The organism is Endozoicomonas sp. 4G (assembly GCF_023822025.1).
Taxonomy (GTDB): Bacteria; Pseudomonadota; Gammaproteobacteria; order Pseudomonadales; family Endozoicomonadaceae; genus Endozoicomonas_A.
On the sequence record NZ_CP082909.1, the window covers coordinates 568,533 to 582,601 of the forward strand.

At 50.0% G+C, this 14,069-nt stretch carries 1 protein-coding gene (only partly in view); it reads left to right on the forward strand.

Features of this window, described 5'->3' with window-relative positions; genetic code table 11:
* Positions 1-103: 103 nt before the first annotated feature.
* Positions 104-14,069, forward strand: partial view of a TcdA/TcdB catalytic glycosyltransferase domain-containing protein gene (locus K7B67_RS02310; protein WP_252178760.1) — the 5' portion only. Its footprint extends 14,402 nt past the window's final position; only the first 13,966 of its 28,368 coding nucleotides appear in the window; it begins with the start codon at positions 104-106; its stop codon lies beyond the right edge, outside the window.

Sequence of the window (14,069 nt, forward strand, 5' to 3'; positions counted from 1 at the left end):
TCAAGGCTAAATGAGACTTGTTAGGAGCCTGACCGGGAATAGCGCCCGTAGCGAGGACGGCAACTATTCTCGGTCAGGCTCCTAGTTACGGAGAGCTTCCCGTATGTCTGCTAATCTGACCGATACCAATCCTCTCGATCCTGCTCCCAAAAGACAGTGGCTGGATACCAGCGATGGCTGGTTTTACTCGGCCATTGTTAATACCGATACCTTTACCATCCGACTGTCGACGAACCCGGCTAGCACGGAGTCGGTGTTTGCCACGCCAGAACACATTATTACTGTCAGGACAGCCATTGACCGAGCCTTCTGGTTAATCGAGCAGTCCGGTTTTTTTCCTCACTACCTACATCGGAATATCAATATTATCCTGTCTGACCCTGATTTGCCGGGGCAGAATATCTATTATGACGACGATGGCGTGACATTGTTAATCGGGCAATCGGCCATCAATCCGTCATCATTGCCCCAGGCTTCGGGCAAACCTGCCGGTATAGCCGATGCTCCCGGAACTGACCGGCTTGTCGCCATGTTGCTGAATAACATGGCAATGGTCGTTTATGAAGCCTGTGACCCCAAAAACTTCTGGTCAGAATTTCAGGTGCGCCAGTATGGTTCCACAGAAAATGGTGGCAGTTTAATCCCGTCCCCCATCAGCCAGACGGATGATGGGGTTTCCGCTATAGCCGCTCAAACACAGCTCGACTTTATTTCGGAAACGCTGGCTGCCAAATGGTTGAATCAGAAAGTATCCCCGACTTCACTCTATTGGCTGGAGTCTTTGCTTCCCGATCTGTTCAATGCCCCAAAAAACTTTGAGCAGTCGCCAACCCCTCTAAGTGCCGAACTGCAAGCCAGGCACTGGCATTCTAAAAACGACCTTGGTCAAACACTTGACTGGCTCCGGGACGAGGAGATCTCTTCGACAGGCAATGTCACCAGGCTCGTGCCTGACAGTTATTCTTCCTTCACGCCCGTCGCGCCGCTTTTGCGCATCGACGAGACAATAACCTGCCCTGCTTTTGGCAAGGGTTACCGCACCCAGGTTAACGGCACGGAAATAGCGGTCAGGGTATATCCCCAGGGCGACGGCGCTCCGCCACTGAGGCTGGTGGACATCACTCTTGATGCCCAAGACTATCGTTCGCTGGATTACAAGGATCCGGCACAAACGCTCCAGCGACTGGTTTTAAACCTTGATAAATTGGCAGGACTGTTTCTACACGGTGGTTTTAACCGGCAGTTGCTGACCTTTCTTTACGGGCTTCAGATTGCCAGTGATCCGGGTGGCCCGGATCATAAGGTCCCGCTTATCAAGGCAGAGTCCGACCGATTATTTATTGACAGTGAGGCAACTTTTACAAACGACAGTCGGCCACTGATTCGTCTGGGAGCCGCCGACTTTTCCGATCATTCTGACGAGGCTCTTGGGCGTGGACTGTCGTCCCTGCTGGTGCCTGCATGGCGAAAAACCCTGACCGACAATGCCGTGGCTGTGACGGGTATTGAACAGCTTTGGGGCATCACTGGCAACAGGCTGGAAGCACTGCAACCGCACTATGGGCTTGATGAACGTTACCAGGCCCGGCAATGGCCACCGGAGTCGGGAGACCTTTATCGGCAACTGGTATCGGGCCAACGCCATGACCTCAGGAAGCGGGGCGGCACTGCGGAAGACTTTGTTGAGGCTGTCCGGGAGCTTTATCAAGGTGACGGGCTGGCACCAGCACTTGCCGGCGTTATGGAAGACTGGCAATCGTCAACAGAAAGTAACCGCACAGCTGGAGAAATGGCGGATTTGCTCAAGGCTATTGTCACCGTTTATGGCGAACAACCTCTGCGCAGTGAACAATGGTTTTTCCGCAGGGCACTTGATGCCAGTCTGAACTGGCTGACTGCCAGAGACCCCGACAGCCTGGCTCTGGCAAACCTTCAGCGACTGAAGAAAAAAGATGAGGCACAACAAAATGAATACGATGGCCTGTTGGAGCCGGAGCAGGCGCCGCTCTTAAATAACGCTACCAGCAGCAGCGTTCGGGGCAGATTCCTTACCCTCAAGGCTCTGGGTGACAGGGTAGGGGTCTACCTGACGCCGGACTATCTGGCCAGTTCCAGTAACCAGACCCTCGCCAGTGACCTGTGGCAACTGGTAGATGCCAGCGACTTGTTCAGACATCGGTTGAACAACACCGACGCGTTACGGATGCTGTCCGGCAACGCAACAACTCCTGTAAGACCTGACACTCTTGGCGACATACACGACCAGGGTTTACTGAAAATACCCCTCGATGAGCGCAACAGGACGATCCCCGGAGAATATGTCAGTTTAATTATCCCCGGTCGCAATGGTGATTTCCACGGCAGTAAGTCCGGCCCGCTGACCTACCTGCCCATCCGTCATGGTATGGAAAATGACACCGTTCATGATCTTGCCTTGAATAACAATGGGACAGACCTTGCCCGAAATAACGGGACAGACCTTGCCCCCATTAACCAGACAGTCAATAACGGCACCTTCACGCTGATCCCTTTTGATCCGGATGAGGGGGACTTGCCCTACGGTTCCGGGTGGCTGTCAGGCCATCTTTCGTTTTTTTACCAGCTGGGTGAGGCATTGCGGCTGGCGCTCGGGCTGGCGCCAGAAGAAGATACCAATGCGGCTAAAAACCGGATTCGTAATGAACTGGGTTTGCCACGGCACTATCCCGAGCACTATCCCGAGCACTATCCCGAACAGGACAGACTGCCGTTACCAGTAGTAAACCATCGTCAGGTAATGCTCAAACAAACCCTGCCAGTGCAGCTAAGGTTTAATCAAACGACAGCGACAGACACCGGAAAATCCGTGCCTCTGGCGGTGACCGGATACGGCTCCCTGGGGCGTCATCTGCAACTGACAGCAGAGCCTGACAGCAACGGCACTTATCGTCTGCAACTGGCTGCCATTGGCACAATAACCACAGATGAGGGTCTTCTGCCACCGTCCCTGTGGCACCACTATCCCGCACTTACCAGATCGGCGGCAGGGCGCAGGGTTCGCCGTTCTGATTCTGAACCTGCTGCTTCTGCTCCTGTTGCAGATTCAGACTTCGAATTATTGAATCGACTGATTCCTGACGCTAGCTTGTTCTATAGGGAATTTGCGCCGTTAATACACCATCAACGCTCCACGAATGCAGTCTTCAACATACGTTTTGAAGACCTGCTCAAGGCTTTTAAGAGGTTTGATAGCTATCGTCGTGCGAATTCTCCATCAACCTTTGCTTTAGCAGTCAATGTTCACGCAAAACTCATCGAGCTGGTCAGGAATTACCCGATGGGAAGTGAAGCCAGCAAAAAATTTGTGAAACTGGCTAGAAGCTTCCATCACTGGTTAGGTGTCACCGTTAAGCTAGTCCCTGAAAAGCTGCATTTTGTCAGCATCGTCCCCACCGTTGCGGAGCTGAACAATATCCGGTTATGGATTGCGGCCAATGCCCAGTCCAATTTGCAGATAAACCTCTGGTATGACGAAGACGCACTGCTCACCACTCTGCTTTCCGAAGCTCTCAAAAAAGCAGTGACTAATAAATTGACCAGTCAATCTGATCTCGGTGATCCGTCTAATTTTGAATCGGATTTAACGAAAGGATTCATGAAGCTGCAAGATCAGGCCTGGAAATCCATAGCCTCGGATATGGAGCAGGGCCAGGGATTTGATCTGGCGGTGAAAAATTTTCTGGTAAATCATCTCAACCATAAATCATCGGATATTGATGCGAAAAAATCCGAATTGAAGAACGCCTATAAGCAATTTAAACAGAAGATAGAGTCTTCTTATCCCGGGGCGAAGTTTTCCTACAAGAATATTAAGACGGTCTGGACCGATGCCTTCGGGAAAATGGGTGATGAGGCCGAAAAGAACTATCTCAGGGAGCTGGGGTTACGTGGCAATCGGTCAGCAGCCATTGCACTGGTGAATACCAGAGTGATTGGCGCTCTCGGTGGCGTTTATTCTAACACGAACCTTTCGCCTACCATTAATGAGGATCTTTTCAAGGATATTGACCTTTCAGGCCTCGAAAGAACAGATTTGGACAGGATACGGATGGCACAGATACAGCTTGTCATCCAAAAGTTCGGCAGGGATTTCCTTCCCGATGAACAGGATCCTGCCATAACACAGAAGGTTTCAGAGGATCTCGCCTGGCTCGGTAGAAAATACCCCAGGTTTAAAGGCGATATTGAGCGGATCCTGACGAAATCTGATCCCTCGCAACTGTTTGAGCCCTTGGGAAAAGTTAAACTCATTCCCAGTGAGATCTACCTGCCATCAAAATCCGCCCCCAGTGCATTCTTCGCAGCATTACCGGGCAGCCCGACCATGAAGGTGGTCCAAGGTCGTCTTTTAATAGCGTATCAGACGATTGATCAATATAAGTTGTTCGACGTGACAGATTGGAAAGCTATCCAGGATACAAGAACGTTTTTCATTGAGAAAGGGTTGGCTTTACCGTTATTGGCGGGTTATCGACTCGGGGGTATATCAGAGTTTGACCACAGCAATCAAATACTGAGTGGTAATGATGCACTGGCGGAAAGCAATAGTGTAATGGGTTGGACTGAAGACCCCAGAGATTCGCTGGATATTCCTGAATTGTCTGCCAGCGAACACTATACGATTGCCAGCGAAGCTCTGGCTGTCTGGGAGCATGAAAAAGATATCGCAGTCGATACTGACACCCGTCTAAAGAGCAGGAGCCAATACAGCCAACAACTGGTTATCCAGATGGAGTCTGGTGATAACTCGATTGCCAAGGCCAGCCGTTATCTGTTTCAAAAATACAACATTGGTCAACCAGCAGGAGGTAGTTATCGTTCAATCCGTTGGCTGGTTATTGGTAGCAATGATTGGTCAGATGGAGAGACAGGCGCAAAGGTCAACAAAGCCGATATTGGCAGATTTCTGGACAGTGAAAGCCGAATTCATGTGGTAGGTCTGGGTGACTCTGGGGACGGGGAATTTACCCTGAGCGGTCAAACCGCATCAGAACTGTCAAAAAAAATCAATGAATTGACCGGTGATACCCCGGTTAAAACCATTAACCTGGTTGGCTCTGGTATTGACGACAATGGGCTTGTAACCAAATACCTGAAAGACACCCTGAAACTAACCAAAACCTCGGCAGTGACTGCCCGTGACGGTCTTTTGAGAGTCGATATCTGGGGGCGCCTGTGGGTTGGCCAGGTATCTTCTGACACAGATCCGGTCACCTGGTCACTGGCCGACAAATCTGACAAGCTGAAAGCGCGTCGTAAGAGTGACGGTGAAATCACTGTCGAACGCTGGTCTGAAAAAGACACCTTGGCTGAAGGTAGCACTGGACTCCGGCAGCTGCCCTCAGTGTTATCACAGGACAGCGGGTTACTGGGGCCCGTCGACAGTCCCGATGACCTGGTGCCGACTCAGGGGATGTTCAGGCACCGTTTGAAGCCGGGTCTGCAGGGTGTTCTCAAATCGAATGATTTAGAAGCATTGGAGACGAAAATTGCAGAATTTGACCAACTTCGCCAGGAAGGAAGTGAAAGTTCTCTGAATGCCCTGAAAAAGTACATGCTCGTCTACCGGATGCAGAAAAACCTGCCCGCAATTCTGAGTGGAGAACCAGCAGCCTCCCATTTGGCTGCCGCCATAAACCAGTACCTGCTGGATGCGTTGGTGGAGGTTCCTGAACAGCTTAACTTTATCTGGATTGGTCGTCTCAACGAAGGGGTTAAAGACCATCTCAGGATCTGGAGCAAGATGGTTCCCTCCTGGTCGCAAACGCTCTGGTACGACCCACAGGCATTTCTGGCGCCCATGCTTACCCGGGAAATATATAAGGCTGTTGCCAATGAGAAAATAGCCGAGTCATTCCTGGTGCGTAGAAAAGCCAACGAGGAATTTTTGAAACGTTTGTATCATCTGCAGGACCTGGCCTACAGCACTATAAAAAAAGGCATCGCCCAGGGCAAAACCTTTGACGACATGGCGAAGACATTTTTAGTCAACCACCTGGGGATGGATCAAGAAGAGTTAACACAAATACAAAGGCAAAGTCAGCAGGAGTTCACTGATCTCGCCAAAGAGTTGACCGAGCTCCGGGGCAACCCCGGACCCGCGGGATTCACGCTGGCAGATATCAATCAACTCTGGCAGTCAGGCGATGCCAGCATGAAAGAGTGGTACTTGAAAGAAGTTGCCAAGAGGGGGGTTTTCGCCGCAGCCGCTGATTTGATAAGAGTGGAATTGCTGATTAAGAAAAAGGGCGGTGTCTATTTGGATGTCGACACACTGCCTCATTACAATGCGAAAGTGTTTAAAGACATTGAAATTCCGGATGATATTTTATATTCAGGAAAAGTGAGTCATGTAATTAACCATATCATTATGGAATATTTTGGTGAGCCAGGGCCGGAGCAACTGTTTTTTAACAGAACACCCGATCCAGAAATACGGAGACATTATGACATATTAAAAGAAAGATACCCTGAATTTTTTAAGGCTGCCAAAGAAGCCATCGTTAATCATAAGAAAGAGCCTCTTTTTATTTTTCCGGGCTCAGTCAGGGCTATTCCTGGCTCAATGGAAATAGCGTTAGAATTTAAAGAAAAAATCCATAACAACAACAACCTTATTATTGCGCCGCCAGACAGTGAAGTTCTCAAGGCCGTTAAGCGAGAAATAATAAGGCGTCAACAATTGATTGAACGGCTGGGGATAGACGACCCGGAAAAATTTTCTGACTACAGTATCGATGTCGATAAAATTAAGCGAATGGTAGAGTCAATTGTCAATGAATTGGACATCAATGAAGCCTTTGCCAAAAGTTTAATTCACTATCGGAGTGATGGAGTACTTGTTGGATCTGGATCGACGTTGCAGCTATCCGGACCGGGTGTGATTGTTCACGTCATCAGAAGCTATCTTATTGATCTTCTTCCAGAAGAGGATTTTTTTGATTACAAACCAGCACGCTATTTCACGCAAATTAACCCACTGGCAAGGATTGATTTGGTGGGTTTTGATACGGATGAACAGTCCAGTAGCTGGGTTGTCGCTGGTAATAAAATTGTGCGTTATGAGCTGATCGCCGAGCAAAACAGCCGTTATAAAAACCAGATTATTCTCCAACTCGGTAACAGCGACAATGAAGCCAGGGCCAGCGCATACCTGAGAGATAAGTACCAGCCCGATTTCAGCCGTCTTATACGACTGAAGTCTGATGGCTCCCTGGTTGATCCGAAGACAGGTGATGCCATTGACCCCGAGAAATTGCAAGCCGGTTTTATTACAGACTACACACGTATTATTGTTGTTGGTCATGGTACTAAGGATCAGGATGAAAAGACCGGTTCCGACAGGTTTCTTCTGGGCGGGAAGACGGCTGAGCAACTGGCCGAAGTGTTTGAGCGCATAACCGGCGGGCGGTTTGTCAGGACGGTCAGCCTGGTGGGGTGTGGTGCTGATGCCGGCGGGGAGCATTACCCTGTGGAAGCGTTCGCCAGAACACTGTTTAGTGAAGTCCGGACAGAGCGCATCACTGCCCGTAATGCACTGGTGGCAGTGGATACGATTGGCCGTAAATGGACCGGCTTTTTACCTGCTGACGGCTCCCCACCTGCTGACGGCTCCCCACCTGCTGACGGCTCCCCACCTGCTGACGGCTCCCCACCTGCTGACGGCTCCCCACCTGCTGACGGCTCCCCACCTGCTGACGGCTCCCCACCTGCTGACGGCTCCCAACCTGCTGAAGGCAATATCCTCTGGTCACAGTCAGACCGTCGCGTCAAGCTGGTGCTTGAGAAAGACGAACAGGGGCAGGTAATAGCCCGCCAGCTTCCGGTTGCAGAAGGGCTGGTGAAAAAACTCCAGAATTTGCCCGCTTTGCCCCCCGGCAGGGATTACGCCCACCTGGGTAAGAATGACCGTCATTTCGAGCAGGCCAGACGCTTACTGCTTGAAACGATTTTTGAAAACAATGGCAGGCAGAAACTCTCCGACCTGATTGAGGATTACAACCGTCGACTGTATCAAAACACCGGTGATGATCTTTCTCACCGGTTAATGCCTTTGCCGGTTGCCGATGTCGCGCTTCCTCTTGCTCCAGAAGAAAGGCCACAGCCAGACGAAAAGCCTCAGCCAGACGAAAAGCGTCAGATGAGCGTCTTTGTCCGCGCAGACTCAATCGGTGACCCATATTCCGGAGTTGGTCAGCTGGCCTATGGCGATCCCCTGGCGCAAGAGAATTTTGCCCGGATCCAGCAGGAGGGGTATCTGCTGGCCATGGGAGTCACAAAGTCGCCATCCGATGCCATGGCAGCACTGTTTACCCGCCTGCTACTTGGGTCTTTGCAGGACATTTTGGCACCTGATGCCAATGACATAGATCCGTTCCGGGTCTCCAGCCTTGACCTGATGGCTTCGGTATTGACAAAAGAGGAGCTGAATGCTCTCCATAACCAACGGAAACTGAATGACTTTTCCAACTTGAGCCAGGGGTATATCAAGTCTCTGAAAAAGTTATTGGGTCACTTTCTGGCGGACAAAGCAGACGAAGCAAAAGTATCGAGACTGAACGCCGGGGAAAGGAGACAGTTGCTGCAAAAAACACTTTCCCTTGGGATCGATAAAAGGGTGAAGCACTATCCCTATGGAACTGTCAGCTTTTCGGGTCCTGTGTCCCTGGTTAATAGAGAGGCTTTTGATGACAACAAACACCTGCCTGTTGTCACCGACCCTTCGGGCGTAACTTATGTTCTGCTGGACATGCCAGAAAGTAACAGCCCGGTTTTTCCGGATAATTTGCGCAATAACCTGTTTATGCTTCAGTCCTCAGGGCCGTTGGGGGTCCGTAATGCCCAGACGCTGATTAATACCATTGAGTCAGCCTATTCCCGGCATTCAGACTTACTGTTAGGAAAGCAGTTTGCTGAAAAAATATCCCGACTGTCGATGGCTGATATCGTCACACTGGCCAATGAAGTCATTAACATGGACACGGAGCCTGAGGCTCTCCGGAATCTGATAAGAAGACTTTTGGTTCGTCTGGCAAGCAACGCAGTGGAGGCCCTGGACACGGGTCACGAACCCGATCACCAGGAGAAGTTCCTGATCGCAGAATTATTCGTCCGGGCCCCCGAAGAAAAAAGCTTTGTCGTCCAGCTCGATCATTCGGGAGATTACGCACGCACGATTACCCTGGATCCTGTGATGCCCATGGACAAGGATGACTATCGTGGCTTGTATTATCGAGTCACTCTGGGGGCTCGTTCGCCACTTTATGTCTCGACCATTCAGGACCGTACCTATCGCTCTCAGGTGCGTGAGCTGTTGAAACTGAATGGACTGCCAAAAAAACTGGGGCGTTTGCTTCGTTATTTCGACAAACCTAATCAATTTATCGATACCCTTTTGGACTGGCGCAGATGGGAGATAGAGACTGACTTTGAGGTTAAAAAGCCGAACCCGGATATTCGTCTGGAACCGGACCTATTGATCGAGGACAGTCGTGTAACGGTCCGGCTATGGCAAGTAGATCAGCCGATCATCGTCCGGGTTGGAGTGAAGGATGTAACAGAAGAGGCGTCTGACGCCCGCCTGGCCCGGGTGCTCACCCAATCCTACGGGATGGCCCTATGCCTGCGAATGCGAGCAGTATTTCCAAATGCCCGCGATCTACTCGGGGCTATGGCGATATGGCATACGGAATACCATCATGATCCTGAGGGTGAATACGGTTTTGATAATGCTCTGACATTGCGGCAATTACCGGAAAATGGCGATTCGCTTTACCGGGTGCTGGTCCTTGACAGTAAGAACCATGATCTTAAGTTTGCCGAGGGTTCTGTAGAGGATTTTCAGCGGGCTCTGGAGGCACTGTCTTTCGAAGGGAAAATCGGCGATTCGGTCGGAAACGTTATGAGCCACATTGCCATGAATCCGGCGATCGCTGTTAATAATTTTGTAAAAGGTCTGGTTAAGGTACACACAGATTCCTGGAAAGAGATGCAGGATTCACAACTGCGGTCGGCGCTGCAGTTGCGGGCATCGCAATACCAGATATTGAAACAACGATTAACCAGCTCCGATTTATCCTCCGAAGACAGGAGCAGTTTATTGTCAGGTCTGGGTGATATGGAAAATCCGCTAGACAAAACTCCGTACACTGGCACAACGCCTTCTCATTACATGGGCGTTTATAGCAAAGGAATAAGGAAGAACAGTCCCGGAATTATCAGTGAAGTGGCACCGGGCTCCTATGGCGATAAAGGTTCGCAGACGAAGGTCGCGATCTTGTTTTCTGCCCGGTTTATTAAATATGTTCTTGAACAGAATGCTCCTTCCGATCACCTGTTTTCAGTACACAGTAATATTATCAAAACCCTTCGATGGCTCAGCACCATCCCTGAATTCAAGGTTTTTTCCGGCGCTCTGGCGAAAGATCGGAGCCAGGTCTTTGGCAACCTTCAGGCGCTGGTGGATCAGGGGGTTGTTGATGGTTCTGCCGGTGCCGGCTTCGGCCAGGTCAAAATACCCGAATCTGTCCGGCTATTACTGGTTGTTACTCCTCCTGATTCATCCGCTACAAAAACGCCGGAGCCGGTTCTATTTAAAAATGCCGGTTGCGTCCTGAAAGTGGATCCGAGCCAGTATTTCATCAAAGGACAAATAGAGGCTGAACAATATCGCACCTTATCAGGCCTGATAGTTCGTTATGTGGTTGCATCCAGTCTGCTGAAAGGAATCCGCAGAGATTATGAAACCGTTCGCAAAAAAATGCTGCACAAATTTGGCATTAAGGCATTACCAGAAAAGAAAACCATTGCAGTTATCCCCAGGGACGTTTATCCGCGGACCGGCCTTGAAATAGAGAATCTCATCACACGTGTGGATACTGCACCGAGGGTAGAGCTGGCATTCACTAAATCAGATCCTGATGCTATTAACACTGAATTTCCTAATATTATCCTGTCTACTGATAGCCATGAAAGTCGCGCTATCATTGAAATCATTACCGGTCCCCAACCTCTCTCCGCTTATCTCAGTGAATCCTCGGATTTATTTCTTGCGACCAATACGCTGGTTTCTGTTTTAGCAAGAATACCTAAAGGTGGTTTTACCGTAGGCGATTTGGTTAAGGCTTATAATGATGGGCTGCTTGGCAGTAACCCCGAAGGTAATTTAGAAAATTTCAAGTTAATGAATGTTTATAAATATAAAGACATTCGAGTTTCATTGTTGCCTGACATGATGGGGGAAGCGGTAGCGGCAGGAGCACAGGTACCCCCTTATCGTATTCATGTCAATATTGGGGTCGATCTTAGTTTGATTGGGGATATAACCTCCTATATTCCCGATCTTATGGTTTCGGATCAACATGACACATTAAGGCACGTTTTTCAGGGGAGCCAGTATAAGGCCTCTGTCATTTCAGAAAAACTGAACCTGAATTCTGACATGCTCAAATCCATGTTTACCCTGCATTTGTACAAGCAGGCATTAGACAGTTCAACCGACGATTTTATGAGGGGTAAAATGAGTCTTGAAGGTACCCCTATCAGTAAAATCAGAGGATTATTGAGACTGGGTACCGCTGATCTTTTAATGACTGCCCTCTCTGATTTGGAGGCCAACCAACTTAAGTCAGCCATCCAGAATTACAGCTGGAAGGCCTTTACTTCGTTGATGCAGGAAACGGTCAATGATCTGGCTAAGCTGGGATCTGAGGCGGAAGGGTTTGGCAGGGCGTGGAAAGTCCCCAAACAGCGATTGCAAGTCAGGTTAACCTTGCTGTTCGCCGACCTGTTGGATCATCGTGTCGAACATGGGAAGATGATTATCCCTTCTGATCATGGCTCAGATTTTTTCGAATTATCCCGGGGCGAGAACAAAAAACCGAAGCTGGGTTACATAGATGTCATAAATCCACCCTCAAGACATGGCGTCACTTATTATGTCGATGACGGGGGGCAAATCCATTTCCTCGGTACCATCGAGGTTCGAAAACTCTGGCCCAATCTCGAAAAGATGGCTTTTTCCCCTCCCGGCTTTTTCACGATGTCGGTAATAAACTCCGTTCAGAACCCGGGGTTACTGGGAGCAGACCCTGACGTTGACGAGATTTTTTTAACAAAAGCCCTATCTCTGGTCAGCCATGAAACCGAAACTTCGCATTACCAGAGCTGGGTCAGGCAGTCCATCCTCGACCGTTTGGGTCGACTCAGCCACGCAAAGCTGGAGCATGTCATCCGCTCCTTCGTCAACCGTCTGCAGAAAACACAGGGCACAATCGGGCAGAACCGGCTGGCCCGGTTGCTGCTGACTGCCAATCTCAGGGCAATAACCGGTGGGTCGTCAGGATCAGCCTGGGACACTCTGGCGCAGTTGCAAAAAATTGTGTCCGTGAATCTTCAGCGGACAACCAACGGGGATCAACCGCTTCCTTTGGCAACCACTGACCGTCAGGCCCGCTGGCAACAGCTGGCAGAGCTTAATCTGCCCACTGAACTCAATAAACTTCTGAAACTGTTTTCTGGTGATGTTTCTGGTGATGTTTCTGGTTATGTTTCTGGTGAAAGAGCTAAAGGTTTTATTAAACGAGTGCTGAAATCAGGAGAGATGCTGTCTGGCTACGGAATGTCCCTGAGTCGTGTGTCTAAGGAAATAACGATTGTCCTTAATCCTCAATGGTATCCGTATCAGAGTCACCTGAATAACCATCCGCTGACCCTGACAGTGGGAATAAAAGACCTGACGCAAGATAACCCTGAAGCTATTTCCAAAGCTATTTCCAAAGCTATTTCCAAAGCTATTTCCAAAGCTATTCCTGAAGCTACCCCCATAGGCAAGCTTTTCGCAATAGCCCTGTTAAACCATCCCGATGTGGCAGCGCTCCATCAGGCGCAAAAGGCCTTGCGGGCGATCTGGGGATTGTCGTCAATCAAGACTGGCCGTCGCTATGGTCTGACCAGAGAACGGACTCTGGCCATTTTTCCAGACCAGCAGGATGCCCTGTACACACAGTTTGTGGATGGCATCGGCAGCACTGATCACAATTGGCAGTTTGCTTCCGGATCGGTTGAGGATTTCGCCCGGGTTCTGTCCGAGTTGTCCGCCCGGTACGATCAGAACAGTCTGGCAGAGGCTTTTCAACGGATTCAGAACTACCAGCGTCAAAACGTCAGGGTACAGCTGGACACCTTTGCCTCAGCACTGGTGAAGACACACAGGAACCTGCCGGATGACCGGGCAGCGCTGACTCTGCGTCAGGCCATCGGGAGTGGCTGCAGTTTTCTGAAACAGGCCCTGAAGAAAAAGCACGCGTCATTAATGAGAGGCCTGGATGCAATCATAGATGCCACAGGTCTTGACACGCTTCGTACTGGCGTCGATTTAAATCGACGCCTTCCCGGTATCGCGCTTGGCAGGGGGATAATATTAAGGGTGACCCCTGAATACTTCGGTTATGCCGGGGCGAATTATCATATATTACCCGATGCCATCAGGAACTTCCTGGCAACGCCGCTGGGCAAAGATTACCTGAACAAACTCGAAGAGGGTTTCATACCTGGCCGTTATCAGTACCTGATTTTTGATGCCCCAAAAGCAAGCGATGGCAAGCAGCAAATCGTTGTTTCGTTAACACTGGCTGGCGCAGAAACTGCTGACAAACAAGTGATTATTGATCCCAATGCCAGTCAAAAGGTCCGTTTGTCCAGTTTGATCCCAGTGTTTGTTGAGCTGATTAAATCCGGCTACGACATGGGCGATAGCCGTCAGCCTGCCGCCCCGGACGATAAAGACATTGAAAGCAGGGTACGCCAGCAAATGGGGCTGGCTCCCCTGGTGGCGCTTGCCGACACCAGGACGGTAAAAAAGGACAGCGCATCCGGCTTGATCATTCTCGAAAGAATCACTGACCTTGTTTCCCGGCCTGCTGCATCGGACAGCACGGTGCAGCAGAGCCAGACACAGATCAATGGCTCACCTTTGACGACCCTGAAATGGCTTGGTGCCGAAGGTCAGCCGGGATTGCAATTGATAACAG